The 21,210-nt window shown below is 72.5% G+C and carries 17 protein-coding genes; 8 read left to right on the top strand and 9 right to left on the bottom strand.

The annotated features are described in order from the left end of the window. Positions 1–120: 120 nt before the first annotated feature. Together Asera_RS16570 and Asera_RS16565 are read left to right on the top strand one after the other, a co-directional pair. The gene (locus Asera_RS16570; RefSeq protein ID WP_051802858.1) at positions 121–1,797 is read left to right on the top strand and encodes an MFS transporter; all 1,677 of its coding nucleotides are present in this window, start codon (positions 121–123) and stop codon (positions 1,795–1,797) included. Continuing rightward, positions 1,787–2,386, top strand: coding sequence for an acyl-CoA-like ligand-binding transcription factor (locus Asera_RS16565; protein WP_030448971.1), 600 nt, complete (start codon positions 1,787–1,789; stop codon positions 2,384–2,386). Before Asera_RS16570 ends, Asera_RS16565 begins: the two co-directional genes overlap by 11 nt. An 82-nt stretch (positions 2,387–2,468) precedes the next feature. Here the strand turns inward: Asera_RS16565 and Asera_RS16560 are convergent, their stop codons facing one another. From Asera_RS16560 to Asera_RS16530, 7 genes are all read right to left on the bottom strand, one after another. Beyond that, on the bottom strand, positions 2,469–3,377 hold the full coding sequence (locus tag Asera_RS16560) for a glycine betaine ABC transporter substrate-binding protein (protein WP_051802857.1): 909 nt from the start codon (positions 3,375–3,377) through the stop codon (positions 2,469–2,471). A gap of 90 nt (positions 3,378–3,467) precedes the next feature. Next, positions 3,468–4,430 (bottom strand): ABC transporter permease, encoded by a 963-nt coding sequence (locus Asera_RS16555; protein ID WP_084132586.1) that lies wholly within the window; start codon positions 4,428–4,430, stop codon positions 3,468–3,470. Further along, a complete protein-coding gene (locus tag Asera_RS16550; protein ID WP_051802869.1) occupies positions 4,417–5,688 on the bottom strand; it encodes a quaternary amine ABC transporter ATP-binding protein in 1,272 nt (423 codons plus the stop codon). Before Asera_RS16550 ends, Asera_RS16555 begins: the two co-directional genes overlap by 14 nt. A gap of 535 nt (positions 5,689–6,223) precedes the next feature. Next, positions 6,224–7,039 carry a pyrroline-5-carboxylate reductase gene (gene proC / locus Asera_RS16545; RefSeq protein ID WP_030448967.1) on the bottom strand — a complete coding sequence of 272 codons (816 nt, stop codon included), beginning with the start codon at positions 7,037–7,039 and terminating at the stop codon, positions 6,224–6,226. 119 nt (positions 7,040–7,158) lie between these two features. Beyond that, the gene (locus Asera_RS16540) at positions 7,159–8,184 is read right to left on the bottom strand and encodes a 6-phosphofructokinase (protein WP_030448966.1); all 1,026 of its coding nucleotides are present in this window, start codon (positions 8,182–8,184) and stop codon (positions 7,159–7,161) included. Positions 8,185–8,524: 340 nt separating this feature from the next. Continuing rightward, positions 8,525–9,067: a polyadenylate-specific 3'-exoribonuclease AS gene (locus tag Asera_RS16535; RefSeq protein WP_035298247.1), complete on the bottom strand. Its 543-nt coding sequence runs from the start codon at positions 9,065–9,067 to the stop codon at positions 8,525–8,527. A 10-nt stretch (positions 9,068–9,077) separates the two neighbouring features. Next, positions 9,078–10,379 carry a low temperature requirement protein A gene (locus Asera_RS16530; RefSeq protein ID WP_051802856.1) on the bottom strand — a complete coding sequence of 434 codons (1,302 nt, stop codon included), beginning with the start codon at positions 10,377–10,379 and terminating at the stop codon, positions 9,078–9,080. A 140-nt stretch (positions 10,380–10,519) separates the two neighbouring features. On the opposite strand from Asera_RS16530, the gene Asera_RS16525 reads away from it, so the two are divergent. The 3 genes from Asera_RS16525 (at position 10,520) to Asera_RS16515 (ending at position 14,098) form a co-directional block, all read left to right on the top strand. Then, entirely contained in the window at positions 10,520–11,407 is an 888-nt protein-coding gene (locus Asera_RS16525) for a DUF1028 domain-containing protein (protein ID WP_030448963.1), read from the top strand. Between the two features lie 79 nt (positions 11,408–11,486). Continuing rightward, positions 11,487–12,992, top strand: coding sequence for a glycerol kinase GlpK (gene glpK, locus Asera_RS16520; protein WP_030448962.1), 1,506 nt, complete (start codon positions 11,487–11,489; stop codon positions 12,990–12,992). Between the two features lie 464 nt (positions 12,993–13,456). Further along, positions 13,457–14,098 carry a Crp/Fnr family transcriptional regulator gene (locus Asera_RS16515; RefSeq protein ID WP_051802868.1) on the top strand — a complete coding sequence of 214 codons (642 nt, stop codon included), beginning with the start codon at positions 13,457–13,459 and terminating at the stop codon, positions 14,096–14,098. A 47-nt stretch (positions 14,099–14,145) separates the two neighbouring features. On the opposite strand, the gene Asera_RS16510 is transcribed toward Asera_RS16515, so the two are convergent. After that, a complete protein-coding gene (locus Asera_RS16510; protein WP_030448960.1) occupies positions 14,146–14,409 on the bottom strand; it encodes a hypothetical protein in 264 nt (87 codons plus the stop codon). Between the two features lie 203 nt (positions 14,410–14,612). Between Asera_RS16510 and Asera_RS16505 the strand changes: the two genes are divergently transcribed. Beyond that, positions 14,613–18,191 (top strand): adenylate/guanylate cyclase domain-containing protein, encoded by a 3,579-nt coding sequence (locus Asera_RS16505; RefSeq protein WP_157035117.1) that lies wholly within the window; start codon positions 14,613–14,615, stop codon positions 18,189–18,191. Between the two features lie 112 nt (positions 18,192–18,303). Here Asera_RS16505 and Asera_RS16500 read toward each other — a convergent pair whose 3' ends face one another. Next, on the bottom strand, positions 18,304–19,038 hold the full coding sequence (locus tag Asera_RS16500) for a lysophospholipid acyltransferase family protein (RefSeq protein ID WP_035298245.1): 735 nt from the start codon (positions 19,036–19,038) through the stop codon (positions 18,304–18,306). A 226-nt stretch (positions 19,039–19,264) separates the two neighbouring features. Here Asera_RS16500 and Asera_RS16495 point away from each other — a divergent pair, with 226 nt between their 5' ends. After that, on the top strand, positions 19,265–20,182 hold the full coding sequence (locus Asera_RS16495) for a hypothetical protein (protein WP_030448957.1): 918 nt from the start codon (positions 19,265–19,267) through the stop codon (positions 20,180–20,182). Positions 20,183–20,309: 127 nt separating this feature from the next. Beyond that, positions 20,310–21,110, top strand: a complete 801-nt coding sequence (locus Asera_RS16490; RefSeq protein WP_084132571.1) for a DUF4097 family beta strand repeat-containing protein — start codon at positions 20,310–20,312, stop codon at positions 21,108–21,110. Positions 21,111–21,210 lie beyond the last annotated feature (100 nt).

Genomic DNA, 21,210 nt, shown 5'->3' with positions numbered 1-21,210 from the left:
GCGGCCGGTGCCGAGCGGCACTCCCCGACCTCCCCGCGACACGCATCGAGGCCTGTTGACAGTTTAAGTCTTTTGGCATCTACTTGATTTTGAGAGTTGATGTCATTTTGGGAGGCGGACATGGTCCGGTACGGACGGGGGCGGCAGGGCGCGATCCTCGTCGCGCTGTGGCTCGCGGTACTGGTGGTCGGGCTGGACACGATGGTGCTCAGCGTCGCGCTGGCCACCCTGAGCAAGGACCTGGGCGCGAGCAACGCCCAGCTGCAGTGGGTCACCGACGCGTACACGCTGGCGCTCGCCGCGTTGCTGCTGCCGGTGGGCCTGCTCTCCGACCGGTACGGGCGGCGCACCGTGCTGCTCGCCGGCCTCGCCGTGTTCGGGCTGGCGTCCGCGGCCTGCGCCGAGGTCGACTCGCCGGCGCAGCTGATCGCCGCACGCGCGGTGCTCGGGATCGGTGCCGCGGTGCTGCTGTCGGTACCGCTGTCGATCGTGCCGACCGTCTTCCGCGCCGCCGACAAGCCGACCGGCACCGCCGCCACGGCGCCCGGCACCGCCGGCACGAGCGGTAGCGATGGCACGGCGGTCGGCGGCGGGGGGCGGACGCTGCCGACGTCGACGGCGCTGGCGATCCTGGTGTCCGGGATGATGCTCGGGCTGCCGCTCGGGCCGCTGCTCGGCGGCTGGCTGCTCGGCCACTTCTGGTGGGGCTCGGTGTTCCTGATCAACGTGCCGATCGTGCTGGTCGCGATGATCGTGGTGGCGCTGACCATCCCGCAGTCGCGGGCGGTGACCCGCCGGCCCGACCTGCTCGGCGTGGCGCTGTCCACGCTCGGGCTGGTCGCGCTGGTCTACGGCGTCATCGAGGGCCCGGAGCGCGGCTGGACCAGCCTGCCGGTACTGGTCGGGCTCGGTGCGGCGGTCCCGCTGCTGGCCGGGTTCGTGGCCTGGCAGGCGCGGGCGCGGCAACCGCTGGTACGGCTCGGTCTGTTCGCCGATCGCCGCTTCTCCGTCGGCGTGCTGGCGATGACGCTCGCCGGTTTCGCGCTGTTCGGCGTCGTGTTCGTGCTGCCGCAGTACGTGCAGGTGGTGCTCGGCACCGACGCGTTCGGCGCCGGGGTACGGCTGCTGCCGCTGATCGCCGGGATGCTGGTGGCGGCGCCGGTCGGCGACCGGCTGTGCCGGCGGTTCGGCCGCCGGCTGCCGGTTGCCGGCGGCCTGCTGGTGGTCACCGCCGGGCTGATGGTGCAGTCCCGGGTCGACGTGTCGAGCGGCTACCGGCTGACCACGGTGGCGATGCTGATCGAGGGGTTCGGCATCTCCCTGGCCCTGTCGCCGGCGATGGACTCGGCGCTCGCCACCTTCGGTACCGATGACGCCGCCACCGGCTCGTCGCTGGTGCAGGCGATCCGGCAGGTCGGCGCCGCGCTGAGCATCGCGATCCTGGGCAGCGTGTTGAACGCCGCGTACCGGGACCGGCTCGACCCGGCGCTGACCGGACTGCCGCCGGCGGCGGCGCACGCCGCCCGCGGATCGGTCGGCGGCGCCGCCGAGGTGGCGCACCGGATGGGTCCGGCCGGCGCGCCGCTGCGGGCCGCGGCCGACGGCGCGTTCGTGCACGGCATGTCGGTGATGCTGCTGGTCTGCGCGGTCGCGGCCGCGGTCAGTGCGGTGGCCGCCGCGCTGCTGCTGCCGAACCGGGACCGGCCGGTACCCGAACCTGCGGCGACGCGACCGGCCGGGGCCGAGCCGGCGGCGCTGGCCACGGGCGGGCCGCACAATGGACGGCATGAAGGCTGACGTACCGGCGGGGGCGCCGGGTCTGCGGGAGCGCAAGAAGCTCAAGACCCGGCGCGCCATCCAGCATCACGCGCTGCGGCTGATCGCCGAGCAGGGGTACGACCAGACGACGGTGGAGCAGATCGCCGCCGCCGCCGAGGTCTCCCCCAGCACCTTCTTCCGGTACTACCCGACGAAGGAGGACGTGGTCCTCGCCGACGACTACGACCCGCTGTTCTACCGGGCGGTCCTGGACCGGCCGGCGGACGAGAAACCGCTGGTCGCCCTGCACAGCGCGATGATGGCGTTGATGCCGCAGTTCGCGGCGGAGGCCGGCGAGGACACCCGGCAGCGGCTGCGGCTGGTGCTGTCCGTCCCGGCGCTGCGCGGCAAGATCATCCAGGGGGTGGCCGAGTCGACCCGGGCGATCGCCACCGCGCTGGCCGAGCGCGCCGGCCGGGACACCCCGCGGTACACCGACGAGGCGGTCGCGGCCGCCTACATCGGCGTGGCGTCGGTCGCCGTGCTGCGCTGGGCCGAGTCGCCGGAGACCCTCGACCCGGCGGCCCTGCTGGAAGAGGGCATCGCCGCGCTGCGCGCCGGCTCCTGACCCACCACGGTGGACACGATGTCGGCCGGCCGATTGTGCAATGTCGACAATCGACCGGCCGAAAAAAGACCCGCGGGCTACGTCAGGCAGTCATCTGCTTGACGAAGTCCTGGTTCTCGTTCATCCACTTGGTCACGCCGGCACTGACGTTGCTGGACTGCTTGTTCAGCGCCTCGTTCTCCAGCGACGCGAGCTGCGCGTCGGGCATCGTGAAGTTCTTCAGCCACCCGGCCAGCTCCTTGTGGTCGGCGCTGAAGCCCTTGTGCGCGTACGTGTGGATCTTCTCCTTGGCACCCATCAGGCCCTTCGGGTCCTTCAGGTCCTTCAGCTTGTACGCGGAGTAGGCCCAGTGCGGCCGCCACAGGGTGACCACGATCGGCTTCTTCGAGGCGTACGCGCTCTTCAACGCGCTCAGCATCGCCGTGGTCGACGAGGTCTGCAGCGTGTAGTCGCTCAGCCCGTAGCCCTTGATCGTGTCCTTCGCGGCCGCGGTCAGGCCGGCGCCCGGCTCGATGCCGACGATCTTGCCGTCGACCTTGCTCGCCTTGCCCTTGAGGTCGGCGATGCTGTTGACGTCGGTCATGTAGGCCGGGACGGTGATGTCCAGCGTGGCCTGGTCGTACCAGACGCCGAGGTCTTCCATCTGGCTGCCGTACTTGTCCACGTAGGTCTTGTGGGTCTTGGGCAGCCAGGTGTCCATGAACAGATCCAGGTCACCGCCGGCGAGGCCGGTGAAGGTCGGGCCGGCGTCGCTGATGTTCTTCAGCGTGACCTTGTAGCCCTTCTTCTCCAGCACCTGCTTCCACAGCTCGCTGACCACCTGGTCCTCGGCCCAGCCCTGCAGCACGCCGATGGTGACGGTCTTGGCGTCCTCACCCGAACCCGAGCCGCCGCTGACCTCCTTGCTCTTCCCGCACGCTGCCAGCGTTGCCGACAGCGTCAACGCGACCGCGACACCCGCGACCACTCGGGCGACCAGTTTCCGTCGCACCTTGGACGTTCCTTTCTCCTCTGGATCGACCGCGCACGGCCGGATCGGGCGACGGTACCGGCGGTCGCCGGCTGCCGCCATCGGGATCTGTCAGGCATTCACCTTGGCCGCCGGGGCGGCGTCCGTGCTCGCGCCGCGGGCCTTGGCCTGCCGCCGTTTCAACGCACGCGCCCGGCGGGCGAGCCGCGCCTCCGGCGCGGCGCGTTCGCCCAGTCCGGCGGTGAGCCGGTCCAGGACGATGGCGAGGATCACCACGGCCAGGCCGCTCTGGAACCCGCCGGCGACGTCGGTCTGCGACACCGCGCCGACCACGTCCTGGCCGAGGCCGGGCGCGGAGAGCATGCCGGCGATCACGACCATCGACAGGGTCAACATGATCACCTGGTTGACGCCGGCCATCATCGTGCCGAGCGACAGCGGCAGCTTGATGCGCAGCAGCACCTTCCACGGGGACGCGCCGAACGCCTCGCCGGCCTCGACCACCTCGTGGTTGACCTGCCGGATGCCCAGCTCGGTGAACCGCACCCCGGGTGGCATCGCGAACACGACGGTCGCCACCAGGCCGGGCGCCGGGCCGAGACCGAGCAGGATCACGGCCGGGATCAGGTACACGAACTGCGGCATCGTCTGCATCAGGTCGAGGATCGGTTTGACGATCCGCGACACCCAGGCGCTCTGCGCCGCGGCGATGCCGATGGGTATCGCGAGGACCAGCGACACCGCCGCCGCCACGATCACCAACGCCAACGTCATCATCGCGTCGTCCCACAGCTGCATCGACACGATCAGCAGCGGGCCGAGCAACGCGAAGATGGCGAACTTCCAGGTGCGCAGCCACAGGCCGAGCAGGATGAAGATGAGGATCATCACCGGCCACGGCACCGCGATCAGCGCGTCGGACAGCCCGGAGACGACCGTCTCGACGACCGACTTGATGCCGTCGAACAGCACGCCGATGTTGAACTTGAGCCAGGTGACCAGATGGTCGGCCCAGCTGCCGATCGGGATCTGCGGGATCGCCGGGCCGGAGGTGGCCAGATCAGGCAGAGACATCGGCATCCCCTTCCCGGTCGACGGACACGCTGGCGGTCGGGTCGAACCCCGGAGGCGGATCGTCCAGCGGTACGGGCTCCTCGCTGCCGTTGCCCAGCGCGGCAAGCAGCGTCACCCGCGGGATCACGCCGAGCAGCTTGTCGTCGTCGTCCACCACCGCCAGCGGTACGGGCGTCTCCGCGGCCGGCGCGAACAGGTCGGCGACCGGCGTGTCCGGGCCGATCTTCACGATGTCGTGGTCCAGCAGCGAGCTGAGGCTCGACTCGCCGTGCCGCAGCGCCTCCGAGGTCGGCCCCTCCCGGACCACGCCGGCGAGCGTGCGGTCCCGGCCGAGTACGAACAGCGCGCTGATCTGGTTCTCCCGCATCGTCTTGGCCGCGGCGCGGGGGCCGCCGCCGACGCCGATGGTGGCGACCGGCGGCTCCATGATCGAGCTTGCGGTCAGCACCCGGGTGCGGTCCACGTCGGCGACGAACTGCGCCACGTAGTCGTTCGCCGGGTCGGTCAGGATCTCCTCGGCGGTACCGATCTGCACGATCCGGCCGTCCCGCATCACCGCGATGTGGTCGCCGACCCGCATCGCCTCGTTCAGGTCGTGGGTGATGAACACGATCGTCTTGCCGAGCCGGCTCTGCAGCTCCAGCAGCTGGGTCTGCATGTCCCGCCGGATCAGCGGGTCGAGCGCGCTGAACGCCTCGTCCATCAGCAGCACGTCGGTACCGGCGGCGAACGCGCGGGCCAGCCCGACCCGCTGCTGCATACCGCCGGACAGCTGCGACGGGAGGCTCTCCTCCCAGCCTTCCAGGCCAACCATGGCGAGCGCCTCGCGCGCCTTCTGCCGGCGCACCGCGGTCGGCTCGCCCTTGACCTCCAGCGGGTACGCGGCGTTGTCCAGCACGGTGCGGTGCGGCAGCAGCGCGAAGTGCTGGAAGACCATGCTGACCTTGCGTTGGCGCAGCTCGCGGAGCTGCTTGGGCCGCATCTTGCTGATGTCGATGCCGTCGATCTCGACGGTGCCGGCGGTCGGCCGCCACAGTCCGTTGAGCATCCGGATCAGGGTCGATTTGCCCGAACCGGACAGCCCCATCACGACAAAGATCTCACCCGGCGCCACCTCGAACGATGCATCGATGACCGCGGCGGTGGCGCCCTGCGCGCGGACCTGCTCTCGGCTCGCCCCCGAAGCCAGCGCCTTCGCGGCCTGCTCCGGTCGGCGACCGAACACCTTGTACACCGAGTCTGCGCGTACTGCTGGCACGATCTCCTCTTCGCTCGTCGGGTCGCACCGCGTCACCCTCCGAGCCGGAGCCGGCGGCTACACGGCGTAACCGATGTCAGGCGCGGGGCGGGCCGGAACGGGTTCCGAACCGGCATGGTCACGGCCGCACGGCAGGCGCCACGGTCGGACCATCGACCCGCGTGCACGGCCGTGGCGCGCGTGTCCAACGGCGCCAACCCTATCGAAGGCTCGCCGGCTCGCATCCTGAGGATGTCACGCGACGGTAAATCGGGTGGTCGGTAGCCCGGCATTGGTTGTCAATTGTCCCGGTTCCGCCCCCGGCTACTCCACCGCTATCCGTTACATCTATGTGATCTTCGCAGCAGATACTCTCGGGCGGTTCGCACGCCGCCGAGGCTCGGCCGGCACTCGCGCCGGCGTCCAGGCCCCGCCGACCGGCGGACCCGGCTCACCATCTGAAGCGCTCACTCATTGCAACCGGCGGCCCCGAATCGCGGCGCGAACTCCCCGACGCGATAGTCACGCATTGCGACGATTGCGGGTAGTTGCACGATCACGTGTAGTCAGCGGCGATTTCCCTGGCCCGGTCCCGGGCCGCCTCCAACGCCGCGATCAGCGCCGCCCGCACCTTGTGGTCCTCGAGTTCCCGGATCGCGTTGATGGTGGTACCCGCCGGCGAGGTGACCGCCTCACGCAGTTTGACCGGGTGCTCGCCCGAGTCGCGCAGCATCGCCGCCGAACCGATCACCGTCTGCAGGATCAGCTCGTACGCCACCTGCCGGGGCAGGCCGAGCAGGATCCCGGCGTCGGTCATCGCCTCCACCAGGTAGTAGATGTACGCCGGGCCGGAGCCCGACAACGCGGTCACCGCGTCCTGCTGCGACTCCGGCAACCGGATGGTGCGCCCCAGCGGCCGGAACATCTCCTCGGCCAGCGCGAGCTGCTCGGCGGTGGCGTGGGTACCGCCGGAAATCGCGGTCATCGCCTGATCGACCATCGCCGGCGTGTTCGACATGACCCGGATGACCGGCGTACCGGCGGGAAGGTGCTTCTCGAAGAACGACGTCGGCAGGCCGGCACAGATCGACACCACCACCACGTCGCGGGCCACCTTCGGGCCGAGCGCGGCCAGCAACGCCGGCGCGTCCTGCGGCTTCACCGCGATCGTCAGCACGTCCGCCGACGCCGCAGCCTCGTCGTTGTCGACCACCCGCACGCCGTAGCGCACCGCGAGTTCCTCGGCCCGCTCCGGCCGGCGCGCCGTCGCGAGCAGCCGGCTCGCCGGCCACCCGGCCCGCAGCAGCCCGGACAGCAGCGTCTCACCCATCTTGCCGGCCCCGACCACGGCGACCGTATGCTCCCCTGCCATCCTCCGACCCTACGTCCGGCCGCCTCGCCGTCTCCCCGACGGGGGATGGGCAAGGGGCTGCGCCGCAACGAGCACAGACCCCTCACCCGGCCCGGGGAACGCCCACCTCACGGGCGTACTCAGCCGAAGAAGACCTCGGCCTCGGCGTACCGCGCCGCCGGTACGGTCTTGATCTTCGCCGTCGCCTCCGCCAGCGGCACCCGCACGATGTCGGTACCGCGCAGCGCCACCATCTGGCCCCAGTCCTTGTCGTGCACCGCATCCACCGCGTGCAGCCCGAACCGCGTCGCCAACACCCGGTCGTACGCGGTCGGGGTGCCACCCCGCTGGATGTGGCCGAGCACGACGGCACGCGCCTCCTTACCGGTGCGCTGCTCGATCGAGTCGGCCAGCCACTGGCCGATACCGCCCAGCCGGACGTGCCCGAACGAGTCGAGCCGGTCGGTCTGGGTCACCTCGTGCGCCTGCGCCGGCACCGCACCCTCGGCGACCACGACGATCGGCGAGTACTGCGAGCGGAACCGTTCCTCGATGTACTCGCAGACCTGGTCGAGGTCGAACGGGCGTTCCGGGGTGAGGATGACGTTCGCGCCGCCGGCGAGGCCCGAGTGCAGCGCGATCCAGCCGGCGTGCCGGCCCATCACCTCGACGACCACCGTGCGGTGGTGGCTCTCCGCGGTGGTGTGCAGCCGGTCGATCGCCTCGGTGGCGATGTTGACCGCGGTGTCGAAGCCGAACGTGTAGTCGGTGGCGCCCAGGTCGTTGTCGATGGTCTTCGGTACCCCGACCACCGGCAGGCCCTCGGAGTGCAGCTTCGCGGCGGCGCCGAGGGTGTCCTCGCCGCCGATCGCGATCAGCGCGTCCACGCCCAGTTCGGCCAGGTTGTCGCGGATCCGTTGGCCACCGTCGTCGGTCGCGTACGGGTTGGTCCGGGACGAGCCGAGAATGGTGCCGCCGCGGGGCAGGATGCCGCGCACCTGCTCGACGCCGAGCGGCATGGTGGCGTTCTCGAGCGGCCCGCGCCAGCCGTCGCGGAAGCCGAGGAACTCGTTCCCGTACACCTTCGTGCCCTTGCGGACGACCGCCCGGATCACGGCGTTCAGGCCGGGACAGTCGCCGCCGCCGGTGAGTACGCCGATGCGCATGATCGCTCACTCCTTCGTCACCAACGTGGCCGTGGCGCGGGGCATCGGCGTCGTTGCCGCCCCATGCCGGCCAGCCTAGGGTCTACCCCGGCCGATGTGGGCACAACCGGGGCAATCCAGTGCCGATCGGCCGACACCCACAGGGTCGAGGTGAGGCCACACATCCCGACAGCAACGGCAACGAGCACCGCCGACGCCGGGTCGCGGGTTCCATCCTTGCCGATGAAGCCCGCCAGCGACAGACCCGCCGACCTGCAACGAGACCGCCGATCAAGGGACCACGCAGTTGATCAAGGGAACGGGACACGTCGGCCGCGGAGAACTCGCACCGATCCCTTGATCAACTTCGCGGGACCAGGTTCGGGCTGGGGCTGGCGTGGGTGTTCATCGCGCGCCAGCGGGCCAGGCCGAGACGGGCGTCGGCCAGCGCGTCGTGCCGGTCGCTGCCGTGGCCGGGCAGCTCCGGACAGCCCAGCGCCTCCCAGCGCTGCCGGAGCTCGTGCGTGAACCGGGGGATCTCGCGCGGCAGCGCCGGCATCGCGCCCCACAGCTGCGCCACCGCGACATGGTCGTACGCGGCGAGCCAGGCCCACAGCTCGATCCGATCGGCACGGCCGGCGCGCAGCGGCTCGGTCAGGTAGTCGTACAGGTCGTCGCGGATCCGCTCGCGCGAACGCCACGCCTTGTCCGCCGGCGACGGCAGCTTGTCCAGCACGTGCCGGCGCACCCACTCGATGGCCCGGCCCGGGTCGAACTCGGTCGACACCGCATAGAACTCCCGGTCGTCCTCGTCGACCACGCCGACCGAGACCAGGTCGATGGTCCGACCGTCCTCGATGAACTCGCAGTCGACGAAGTACCGGTGCACCCGCTCCGTCCCCATGCCCGGCACCCTACGCGCCCGTCGGTACCGTCCCGTCCGGCGCCGCGGGCGGGCCCTCCGGGCCGCGACCCTCGACCACCAGAGGCTGGTCGACCGGGCCGCGACCATCGACCACCAGAGGCTGGTCGACCGGGCCACGACCACCGACCACCAGGGGCTGGTCGACCGGGCCACGACCATCGACCACCGGGGACGGATCTGCCGGGCCGCGAGCCGCCTCCACCGCCAGCCCGGCCGCGACCAGAACGGCAAGCGCGGCGAGCTGCGCCACGACCCCGGCGTACCGGCCGACCGGCGCGGTACCGAGCGCCAGCACGGCGAGGCAGGTACGTACCGCGACCGGGCCGGCGGACAGCACCCGGCGGAAGCAGACGTCGCCGGCCAGGTACCCGGCGATGCCCAGCGCCGTGACCGCGGCGACCGGCCAGCTCGGCCGGCCGTGCCCGAGACCGATCGCCACCCCGGCCGACAGCAGCACGATGCCCAGCATCATCGGGGTGTAGGAGTAGAAGAAGCCGTAGACGGCGAGCCGGGGACGCTGCGCGGGCTCGGCGCGCCGCATCCGCGCCACGGCCGCATCGACCGCGCCGGCGCCGAAGTACACCCACCACAGCATCGCGAGCAGCGCCAGCACCAGTACCGCGGTCGCGGTCAGCCGCAGATCGACCGGGTGGCCGGCGACGCCCTTGCCGAGCGACACGACGGACTCGCCGAACGCCACGATCAGCAGCAGCCCGTGCCGCTCGACGAAGTGGTCGGGCGCGATCCGGAACTGCGAGTCACCGCCGACCACCCGGCCCAGGTGCGGCGTGACGATCTGCACCGCCAGCGCCACCGCCCACAACCACGGCCGTACCGACCCGGGCAGGAACCCGGCTGCCAGCACCAGCACCGCGGCCAGCAGGTTGAACGGCGCGACCCGCAGGATCGCCCGCCACGCCTCGGTCAGCCCGAACAGCGCCAGGTGCACCAGCACCACGACCAGGTAGCCGAGCCCGAACGCGAGCCCGCCCGGCCCGGTGATCTGCGGCAACGCCAGCGCCATGACGAGGAAGCCGGCCATCGCGACGACCAGCAGCACCCGGCGGCCCGGGTCGGTGGGCGCCGCGGCATTGGTGACCCAGGCGAAAGCGCCGTACATCCACCACAGCACGCCGAACAGCAGCAGCACCCGCAGCACGCCGACCGGGCTCAGGTCGTGTTCGAGCAGCCCGGTCAGCTGCATGAGGGTGAACACGAACACCAGGTCGAAGAACAGTTCCAGGGTCGAAACCCCCGCCGGCTGCGTCCCCGCCCGCCGCAGTCGCACCATCTTCCCCTCCCCCGTCGCGCCCGCACCGGGCCGCCCGGTACCGGTCTGGGGAGGGTACCGGGGGCGCCGCCACCCGTTCGCTAAGGTCACCGGACCAGGACCAGTGGTGCCGGCCCGGCACCCGGCGACGGAGGTGGCCGATGACGTTCTCGATCGTGGCCCGCGGTACCGACGGCTCCGGCCGACCGGCCTACGGCGTGGCCGTGGCCAGCAAGTTCCTCGCGGTCGGCGCGGCGGTGCCGGCGGCCGATCCGGTGGCGGGCGCGCTCGCCACCCAGTCGATGGCGAACCTGGCCTACCGGCCGCAGGGCCTCGCACTGCTGCGGTCGGGTACCGCCGCGGCCGACGTGGTCGCCGGGCTCACCGCCGCCGACCCGCTGCGGGACGAGCGGCAACTGGGCGTGGTCGGCCCGACCGGCGACGGCGCGACCTACACCGGCGCGCACTGCCTGGACTGGGCCGGCGGTACCGCCGGGGACGGGTTCGCCATCCAGGGCAACATCCTCGCCGGGCCGGGCGTGGTCGACGCGATGCGCTCGGCGTACCTGGACTCGTCCGGGCCGCTGGCCGAGCGGCTGCTCGCGGCGCTGCGCGCCGGGGACGAGGCCGGCGGCGACCGGCGCGGCCGGCAGAGCGCCGCGCTGCTGGTCGCCGTGGCCAACGCGGGTTACGGCGCCGATCCGACCGTGCCGTACGTGGGCGACACCGGCAGCCATCTCGCCGTCGACCTGCGGGTGGACGACCACCCCGCGCCGGTCGCCGAGCTCGACCGGCTGCTCGCCGCCCACCACCTCTACTTCGACCGGGCCGATCCGGCCAGCCTGCTGCCGCTGACCGGCCCGCTGGCCGACGAGGTACGCGCGCTGCTCGCCGGCCTCGGCCACGCCGCGGCCGGCGAACCGGAGCGTGGGCTGGACGACGCGCTCGCCGAGTGGGCCGGCATCGAGAACTACGAGCTGCGGCTGGCACCCGGCCGCATCGACCCGCTGGTCCTGGACCAGCTCCGCGCGAGCGCCCCACCCCGTTGATCACGGGGCTATGGTCCCGGGAAACGCTTGCCCGACAACACAACCCCATGATCGACAGGGATCGGCCGAGGAGGAAGTCGTGAGTGTGCTGGCGATCGACGCGGGTACCACCGGGGTGACCGCACTGGTGGTGGGCCGCGACGGCGGCATCGCCGCACGCGGTTACCAGGAGTTCCCGCAGCACTTCCCGCGACCCGGCTGGGTGGAGCACGAGCCGGAGGAGATCTGGCTCGCCACGCTGTCGGCGTGCAAGGAGGCGGTCGACGGCGCGCGCGCCGCGGACGTACCGGCGCCGACCGCGATCGGCATCACCAACCAGCGCGAGACCGTGGTGCTGTGGGACCGGCGCACGTTGCGCGCGCCGCGCCGCGCGATCGTCTGGCAGGACCGGCGTACCGCCGACATCTGCGCCGAGTTCGAGGCGGCCGGGCACGGCGAGCGGGTCGCCGAGCTGACCGGGCTGCGGCTCGACCCGTACTTCTCGGCGACGAAGCTGACCTGGCTGGCCCGGCACGAGCCGGACACCTGGCGCGGGGTCACCGAGGGGCGGCTCGTGGTCGGCACCGTCGACGCGTACCTGGTGGCCCGGCTGACCGGCGGGCAGGTGCTCGCCACCGAGGTGTCCAACGCCAGCCGCACCCTGCTGTACGACACGTTCGGCGGCGGCTGGTCCGGCGAGCTGTGCGAGCTGTTCGGGGTGCCGGAGATCGCGCTGCCGGAGGTGGTCGGCTCGTCCGGGGTGCTCGGGCACACCGACCCGGGCGAGTTCCTCGGCCTGACGCTGCCGGTGGCCGGGATCGCCGGCGACCAGCAGGCGGCGCTGTTCGGCCAGGCATGCTACCAGACCGGCGCGACGAAGTGCACCTACGGCACCGGGTCGTTCGTGCTGACCAACACCGGCAACACCCCGGTACGGTCCGAGCACGGACTGCTCACCACGATCGCCTGGGATTTGGGCGACGGCCCGGTGTACGCGCTGGAGGGCTCCATCTTCGTCACCGGTGCGGCGGTGCAGTGGCTGCGCGACGGGCTGGGCATCATCGGCGCCGCGGCCGAGATCGAGGGGCTCGCCGCGACCGTGCCGGACACCCACGGTGTGGTGTTCGTGCCGGCGCTCACCGGGCTCGGCGCCCCCTACTGGGACCCGTCCGCGCGCGGCACCATCCTCGGTCTGACCCGCGGTACCACCCGCGCACACCTGGCCCGCGCCACCCTCGCCGCCATCGCGTACGAGGTGCGCGACGTGCTGACGGTGATGGCCGCCGAGCTGGCCGGCGACGACCGGCCGGCCGCCGAGGTGATCCCGGAACTGTCCGTCGACGGCGGCGCCTCGGCCAACTCGCTGCTGTGCCAGCTGCAGGCCGACCAGCTCGCCCTGCCGGTACGCCGGCCCCGGGTCACCGAGACCACCGGGCTGGGCGCCGCGTTCCTCGCCGGCCTGGCCACCGGGGTCTGGTCGTCGACCGACGAACTCGCCGCGACCTGGCAACTCGACGCCCGCTTCACCCCGTCCGGCCGCACCGACGAGGACGGGTACCGGCTGTGGCGGGTCGCCGTCGACCGGTCCCGCAACTGGCCCGCCTGAGCGGTCACGCGATCGTCGAGCCTGGCGGTCATCGGTGCGGCGAGGCCGCGACCGGCACGGCGGGGCTCGACCGGAACGGACGGCCCCGGCAATCGTCGAAACGATGGCCGGGGCCGTGACCGCGACCGCGCCGGTCTCCACGCGGCCGACGCGGCGATGCCGTAGGCACCGTCCGCCGGGATGCTCCCCCAAGATCCCGCGGACGTCGCTCGCCGCACGACAGCGTTGCCGCGCCAACCCCCGTGACCGGCGCGGTTTCTCGCGGCCGTGGCTCAGCCTGCCAGCCGGTGCCGGCGTGAACTGTCGCATGACCGATACCTCAGGTGTAGACAGCACGACAGTTCGGCCGGATGCTTGGAGAACGCACACACGAGCAGTGACGGTCCGAATTCGGGCCGAGAGAGGCAGCGCGGGTGGACAGGCAAGGCGGCACCGATTTCGACGACGCGATCGCGAACGTGGAGATGTTCACGGACCTCGACCCGGAGGTCCGGCGCCGGATCGCGGCCGCGGCCGTGCCCCGCACCTACCGGAAGGGGCAGTTGCTGTTCGTCGAGGACGATCCCGGTGAGTCGCTGATCGTGGTGCGCTCCGGGGCGGTCGCGGTGTTTCGCACCTCGTCCTCCGGCGAGCGCGCGCTGCTGCACGTGGTACGGCCGCCGGGGGTGCTCGGCGAGGTGGCGCTGCTCGACGGCGCGCCCCGGTCGGCGTCGGTGGAGGCCATCGAGCGGTGCAGCGCACTGGCACTGTCACGCACCGCGTTCCTGGAGCTGGTGCACGCCAACCCGCGCATCCTGGACAGCGTGCTGAACTCCCTCGGCAGCCTGATCCGGCGGCTGACCGAGCAGAACACCGACCACGTCTTCCTCGACCTGGCCGGCCGGGTGGCGAAGACGCTGGTCCGGCTGGCCGGCGACACCGCGGCGCCGATGGTCACCGTCGAGCTGAACCAGAGCCAGCTCGCCGAGATGGCCGGCGGCTCCCGGCAGAGCGTCAACCAGGCGATCGGCACGTTCGCCGGTCGCGGCTGGTTGCGCACCGAGGGCCGCCGGATCGTCATCACCGACATCGGCGCGCTGCGACGCCGAGCCGGGATGACCGGCTGACCGCGGCGCGCGGTCGCATCGACCCCGTCGCCCCGGACCGCGGTCGGTCAGCTGATGCCGGGCCAGCCGTTCGGGTGCATCCCGCCGGACGTGTCCGGCTCCGGCTCCGGCTGCGGCTCGGTGGTGCTGGTGGTCTCGGTCGACTCCTCGTCGTCCGAGCGTGGCTCCTCGCGCTTCGGTGTCTCCTCTGTTGCCACGAATCCTCCTGCTTCGAGTTCGGCCAGCGTGACGTTGTCCACCTCGACCAGATCACCGGCACGATGCCGGGCCCGGCCCGGCCCGGCCCAGTCGGCCGCCAGCCGTACCAACACGTCAACCTCCATCGACCGGCATGCGTGCCAGGCATTCACAGTTGCTCTGATCGCCGCTGACCCTACTGACCAGCGTCGACATCGCCTGCGCTCTGTCGCCATTCCGACCGAGAAAGAGCGCCTGAAGTATCGTGCAGTGGCGGTACGCCGACAGTGCCCGGACCTCGTCGCTTCGTTCGGTTGTCGAAGCGTGACAGCATGACTTGTCGTTGCCGGGTCACCGGGTGCCGGTCGGCCCGCCGAACGCCGGAAGCTGGGAGGCCGCCATCCCCGTCTCATGTGCCCACTGCGGTCGCGTCGCCGGACCGGACGACCGGTTCTGCGGAACGTGCGGGACGGCGCTGAGCCGGCAGTGCCCCGGCTGCGGTCGAGCGGTCGACCCCGACCTGGCGTTCTGCACCGGCTGCGGGCGCCGGCTCACCGAGACCGGTTCGCCGGCAGCCGGCGGGGTCGGCTCGAGCGGCCGGGAGGACCGGCGCCGGGTCAGCGTGCTGTTCATCGACGTGGTCAGCTTCACCCGGTTCGTCGAACGCGCCGACCCGGAGCAGGTCCGGCAGATGCAGAGCGGGTTCTTCAACACCGTCCGGCAGATCGTCGGCCGCTACGGCGGGCTGGTGGAGAAGTACATCGGGGACGCGGTGATGGCGCTGTTCGGGGCGCCGATCGCCACCGAGACCGCGGTGCTCGGCTGCGTGTCGGCCGCGCTGGACCTGCAGCGCACCCTCGGTACGGCGGACGCCGGTACCGAGCCGGCGTTCCACTTCCGGATCGGCATCGCGACCGGCGAGGCGCTGGTGGACACCGCCGCCGCACGCGACGGCGGCCAGGCGATCGCCGCCGGCGACGTGCTCAACACCGCATCCCGGTTGCAGTCCGCGGCGCCGGTCGGCGGGGTCTTGGTCGACGGCCCGACCCATGCCGCCACCGCCGACGACTTCCGGTACGAGCGGCGCGATCCGGTGGTGCTGCGCGGCCACACCGAGCCGACCGAGGTGTGGGTACCGGTCACCTCGCTGCGCCGCCGCACCACGGTGCGCGACCAGGAAAGCACGCCACTGGTCAACCGGGTCCACGAGCTGCGGTTGCTCACCGGCGCGCTGGAGCGGATGGTGACCGACCGGCAGCCGCAGCTGGTCACCCTGTTCGGCCGGGCCGGCATCGGCAAGAGCCGGCTGGTCACCGAGCTGCACCGGTACGCCACCGCGCGCGACGACGTGCAGATCCGCTGGCACACCGGGTTCTGCCCGCCGTTCGGGGAGAACGTCACCTACTCCGCGTTCGCCGACATCGTCAAGGCCGAGGCCGGCATCCTCGATTCCGACGACGCGGCCCGCGCCCGGGACCGGTTGCGCGCGGCGGTGTCCCGGCTGGTACCGGCGGTCGAGGCGGACCGGCTCACCAACGCGCTCGGGCCGCTCGTCGGGCTGCCCGGTGAGCAGCTGCTCGCCGAGGACACCGAGTCGGCCTGGCGGCGGTTCGTGGTGGCACTCGCCTCCGAGCGCCCGACCGTACTGGTCATCGAAGACCTGCACTGGGCCGACCAGACCATGGTCAGCTTCGTGGAACGGCTGGGCTCGGCGATGCGCGACGTGCCGCTGCTGGTGCTCTGCACCTCCCGGCCGGAGCTGCTGGAACACGAACCCGCCTGGGCGGTGGCCATCGCCGGCTCGCAGACGATCAGCCTGTCGTCGATGAACGACAAGCACATCGCCGACATGTACGCGGCGCTGTTCGGCAAGGCGACGTTTCCCACCGACATGCTCGGCCAGCTGGTCGAGCTCGCCGGCGGCAACCCGCTGTACGCGCACGAGTACTTCCGGATGCTGCTGGAGCAGGGGACGCTGGCGCCGGCGATCGGCAGCCGGGACGGTGACGCGACCGCGTCGATCCCCGACAACGTGCACGCGGTCATCGCCAACCGGCTCGACCTGCTCGGTGCGGCGGACCGGGCGGTGCTGCAGTCCGCGTCGGTGCTCGGGATGGTGTTCTGGCCGGACGCGGTGGCGAGCGCGCTGCGCCAGCCGCCCGCAGCGGTGGAGCGCGCGCTGCGCCGGCTGGAGCTGCGCGACCTGGTGTTGCAGCAGACCGAGAGCAGCCGGGAGCAGCAGACCGAGTACCGGTTCTCGCACGTGCTCATCCGCGACGTCTGCTACCAGCGGCTGCCCCGCACCGAGCGGGTGGTGCAGCACGCCCGGGCCGCCGACTGGTTGGAGGCGGCGGCCGACGCGACCGGCAGCCGCTCCTCCGACCTCGCCGAGGTCGTCGCGAACCACCGGTTCGCGGCACACGAGATCGCCCGCACCCTCGGCATCCCGACCGCGCCGTACGCGCCGGGCGCCCGCCGCGCGCTGCAGCACGCGGCCCGCCGGGCGTACGCGCTGCACGCGCCGGACATCGCCGCCGGCCACGTGGAGAAGGCGCTGCGGCTGTTCGGGGCCGACGACCCGGACAGCGACGAGCGGCTCGAACTGGAACTGTTCGCGGCCGAGCTGTCGTTCCTGCGCGGGGCCGACGAGTTCGTCGCCGGTGGCGGCATGGACCGGCTGGCCCGGCTGGTGGCGCGGCTGGACCGCAGCGGCAACGAGCAGGCCGCCGCGCAGGCGCTGACGGTACGCAGCCGGGTCGCGTTGATGACCGCCGACCGCACCGCCGCCGCCGGCGGGCTGGCCGAGGCGATCCGCCGGTTCGCCGGGCTGCCCGACTCCGAACCGAAGGCGAGCGCGTACGCCGACCTGGCCCGGATCCATCTCAGCAGCGCCGAGCTGCCGGCGGCGATCGAGTCGGCCGGCCGGGCCGCCGACATCGCGGCGCGGCTCGGCCTGATCGAGGTGCAGGCCAGCGCGATGATCTCGATCGGTGCGAGCCGCTACCTCGGCGGCGAGCCGGACGGGATGACGATCATGGAGCAGGCGCTGGAGACCTGCCGCCGGCTCAAGCTGCCGAGCCTGCGCCGGGCCACCCAGAACCTCGGCTCCGCCCTGCTCGAGGAGGGCGAGCTGGACCGGTCCCGGCAGCTGCTCGACGAGGGTGCGCTGGTGGAGGTCACCGACGGGCACAGCCTGACCACCAACTACGCGGCGGAGGGCAGCCGGGCGTTCCTGGCCGGCGACTGGGACAGCACCCTGGTGGCCAACGAGGCGCTGCGGGACAGCCCGTCCGGCGCCTGGGACCTGCAGTCCCGGCTGCAGAGCGTCTGGCTGCGGGCGCTGCGGGGCGAGCGCTCCGACGGCGACGAGGACGAGCTCGCCGAGGCGCTGCGGATCGGCCGCGACAGCGGCTTCCCGCGGCTGGCCTGGACGGCGTTCGGGCACGGCGCGCTCTGCCTGGCGCTGCACGACCGGCCGGACGAGGCGGCCGAACTGCTCGCCGACCTGGCCGCCAGCTGGCGGCGGTACCAGACGGTGCCCAGCGGCGAGTGGGTGGCGGCGGCCGGGCATGCGGCCGCGCTGGCCGGCCCGACCGCGGCGGGCACGCTGCGCGACATGCTCACCGAGGTGCCCCGCGGCACGCCGTGGACCCGGGCGGCCGCGGCGTCGGCCGCAGGGGCGCTGGCGGCCGGAAGCGATCATGCCGCCGCGGCGGCCCGGCACGTCGAGGCCGCGGAGCTGTACCGCCGGATCGGGACCCGCAGCGACGAGATCCTGTCCCTCGCGGTCGCGCTCGGGCACTACACCGCCGCCGGCGCCGGCGACCGGGCCGAGCAGTACCGGCGGGAGGTGCGGATGTTCGCCGCCGCCAACCAGGCGCACCGGCTGCTGCGGCTCGGCGACCAGCCCGGCTAGACGGCCGTCCCGCCGCGGCGGCGGGGTGCCAGGGGGCGCGGCGGCGGTGCCAAGCGACGGGCGGCGCGACGCGGTGCCAAGCGACGGGCGGCGACGGACCAGGCGGCGCTCGTCAGGCGGCCGTGTGGGCGGGGGTCGGCTTGTCGGCCGTCGCCTCGCCGTGTGCCGGCTTGTCCGACTTCTTGACCTTGGCGGCGTAGACGTCCACGTACTCCTGACCGGACAGCTCCATCAGGTTGTACATGATCTCGTCGGTCACCGAGCGCTCCACGAACCGGTCACCGGCCATCCCGGCGTACCGGGAGAAGTCGAGCGGGGCGCCGATGCGCATGTGCACCCGCTTGTTGAGCCGGGGCAGTTTCGCGCCGGCCGGCTGGATCTCGTGGAAGTTGACCATCGCGCACGGGATGACCGGCACCCCGGACTCCAGCGCGAGGCGGGCCACGCCGGTCTTGCCGCGGTAGAGCTGGCCGTCCGGCGAGCGGGTGCCCTCCGGGTACATGCCCCACAGCTTGCCCTCTTCGAGAACCTGCTTGCCGGCGTCGAGCGCGGCGCGGGCCGCGCGACCGCCGGCGCGGTCGACCGGTACGCACCCGATCGTGGTGAAGAACAGCCGGCTCAACCAGCCCTTGAGGCCCTTACCGGTGAAATATTCGCTCTTGGCCATGAACCGGATCGGCCGGTGCACCATCAGCGGCAGGAACACCGAGTCGATGAACGCCACGTGGTTGCTGGCGAGGATCGCCGGACCGGTCGCGGGGACGTGCTCGAGGCCTTCGACCTTCGGCCGCCACAGCACGCGCAACCACGGACCGATCAGGATCCATTTCAGCACCCAGTACAGCACGTGGGTTACTCCGTTCGTCGACCTACGCAAGCAGCGTACGGAGCAGGGCGGCGAGCCGGCAACGTGGCCGGAGAAGTTCTCCGCCCTGTCCATGTCGCGATTGGGCCAGGTACCGTCGGTCTGTCGGGGCTGCGATGCCGACCGCTCGTGTGGCGTTGCTCCCAGCAGACGGAGCGAACGAGGCCTCGTGCGCGGTCACCGACTGGCGGGAAGGTGGTGGTGGGGCATGTCGAGCGCCGGTGGGCGTCGGCACGGTCGGCGGGACAACGGCCTGCACGCCGCCGAGTACGCGGTGGCCGGTGACGTCGACCCGCGGGTGGGCGAGCACCTGCTCGACGTGCTCGGCCTCGCCGGCATCGCGGCCTACCTGCAGCCCACCGCCGACCTGCACCCGGTGACGAGGACCACGACCCTGCCGAGCCGCCCGATCGACCGGCTCTACGTCGATCGCGAGCATCTCGACGAGGCCCGCGAGTTCCTGGACAAACTGGGCCCCTCGGCGGCACCGTCGGCGGCGATGGATCCGGCCGCCGGGGCCGCCCCGGCCGGCTCCGGCGACCCGACCCGGCCCGGCGGGAGCGGCAGCGACCCGACCGCGCCGGACCCGCCCCGGCCGCCCGGCGCCGAACCGACCCGATCCGAGCTCAGCGACGAGGACGTGCGGGACGCGTGGGCGGCGATCGTGGCCGAGTTCGACTCGCCGAGCGCCGCGCCGGTGCCGCCGTGGCCGGTGTCCGAGGACGTCGCGGGCGAACCCGACGACGCCGAGCGCTCCGACGAGCCGGCCGAGCCACCGGCCGGCACGCCGGCGTCCGGGCTGCGGCCGGCCACCACCTGGCGCTCCGACGCCCAGCGCCCGGACCTGCTCGACGAGCTGGACGCCGAGGAGGACGAGGGGTACGAGCCGCCCCCACCGCCGCCGATCCCCCGCCCCTCGCTGTACACCGCGATCGCCGTGCTGGCGATCGCGGGTGGTCTGGTGCTGTGCATCCGGCCGGAACTGCTCGCCGGCATCGGGCTCAACGACCGCACCGGGATGGCGCTGGGGTTCTGCGTGCTGCTGGCCGGGTTCGTGACCCTGGTGGTGCGGCTGCGCTCGGGTAACGACGAGGACTCCGACGACGACGACGGCGCGGTGGTCTGACCCGGCGGACCCGACGGTTCGCCGTGGGGGCAGCCCCACCACCGACAGGGCAGAGTGCCGGATGGGCCGGCGGGGGTGCGTCGCATAGCGTTTCCACCGACCAGCCCCCAGCGCAGAGGACAGCCCGATGCCCGCTCATCCTGACCGCCAGCGCCGCCTGTTCATCCCTGCCGTGGCCTTCGTCGTCCTGCTGCTGGCGATCGGCGCCGCCGTCACGTTCGGGCTACGGCAGGCGATGCATCCGGCGCACCGCACCGACCACACGAGCACGTACCAGAAGGTGACCCGGCTGTCGGTCGACACCGATTCGGCGGACGTGCGGGTACGGCGCGGCACCGGCTCGGCGGTGACCGTCGCGAGTCACCTGGAGTGGAGCTCGGACACGCCGAAGGTGACCTCCGCGGTGCACGCGGGCACCCTGTCGGTCGGGACCTCGCCCTGCCGCGGTACCCAGTTCGGCATCCAGATCTGCCGGATCCGGATCACCGTGACGGTGCCCGCCAGCATGCCGGCGATGCTGCGCGCCGATTCGGGCGACCTGACGGTCAGCGACCTGTCCGGCCCGGTCGACGCGCAGGCCGACAGCGGCGACGTCCGGGTCACCGGGCTGTCCGGCCCGCTGACCGTGAAGTCCGACTCGGGCAACATCGAGGGGGACGAGCTCGCCTCGAAGAAGGTGCGGTTCAACGCCGACTCCGGAGACGCGAAGCTGCGTTTCGTGGTCGCGCCCTCCTCGGTGGTCGGGGTGGCGGACTCGGGCAACGTGACGATCGAGCTGCCCACCGCCCCGGGTGGCTACGACCTCGCGGTGCACGCCGACTCCGGCGACGTGCACCTGCCGCCGGAGGGCGTGCGGAAGGGCGCGTCCCACAAGGTTCAGGCGGCGGCCGACTCCGGGGACGTCACGATCCGCTACGGCGCCGCCTGACCGGCGCCCGGCCGGGCGCCGGCCCCCGGCCGTACCGCTGCGCGCTGGTCGAGCATCGAGCCCCCGCGGGTGCCGCGGGGCTCGATGCTCTGGTCGAGAG

Source organism: Actinocatenispora sera, from assembly GCF_018324685.1.
In the GTDB taxonomy this organism is placed as follows: Bacteria; Actinomycetota; Actinomycetes; order Mycobacteriales; family Micromonosporaceae; genus Actinocatenispora; species Actinocatenispora sera.
This window is presented reverse-complemented; position numbering and strand designations above follow the sequence as displayed.

Bases quoted from the DNA above. Each gene is read 5' to 3' on its own strand.
- Asera_RS16570 (WP_051802858.1), top strand. From the start codon at position 121: ATGGTCCGGTACGGACGGGGGCGGCAGGGCGCGATCCTCGTCGCGCTG.
- Asera_RS16565 (WP_030448971.1), top strand. From the start codon at position 1,787: ATGAAGGCTGACGTACCGGCGGGGGCGCCGGGTCTGCGGGAGCGCAAG.
- Asera_RS16555 (WP_084132586.1), bottom strand. From the start codon at position 4,430: ATGTCTCTGCCTGATCTGGCCACCTCCGGCCCGGCGATCCCGCAGATC.
- proC (WP_030448967.1), bottom strand. From the start codon at position 7,039: ATGGCAGGGGAGCATACGGTCGCCGTGGTCGGGGCCGGCAAGATGGGT.
- Asera_RS16540 (WP_030448966.1), bottom strand. From the start codon at position 8,184: ATGCGCATCGGCGTACTCACCGGCGGCGGCGACTGTCCCGGCCTGAAC.
- Asera_RS16535 (WP_035298247.1), bottom strand. From the start codon at position 9,067: ATGGGGACGGAGCGGGTGCACCGGTACTTCGTCGACTGCGAGTTCATC.
- Asera_RS16530 (WP_051802856.1), bottom strand. From the start codon at position 10,379: ATGGTGCGACTGCGGCGGGCGGGGACGCAGCCGGCGGGGGTTTCGACC.
- Asera_RS16525 (WP_030448963.1), top strand. From the start codon at position 10,520: ATGACGTTCTCGATCGTGGCCCGCGGTACCGACGGCTCCGGCCGACCG.
- Asera_RS16515 (WP_051802868.1), top strand. From the start codon at position 13,457: ATGTTCACGGACCTCGACCCGGAGGTCCGGCGCCGGATCGCGGCCGCG.
- Asera_RS16495 (WP_030448957.1), top strand. From the start codon at position 19,265: ATGTCGAGCGCCGGTGGGCGTCGGCACGGTCGGCGGGACAACGGCCTG.
- Asera_RS16490 (WP_084132571.1), top strand. From the start codon at position 20,310: ATGCCCGCTCATCCTGACCGCCAGCGCCGCCTGTTCATCCCTGCCGTG.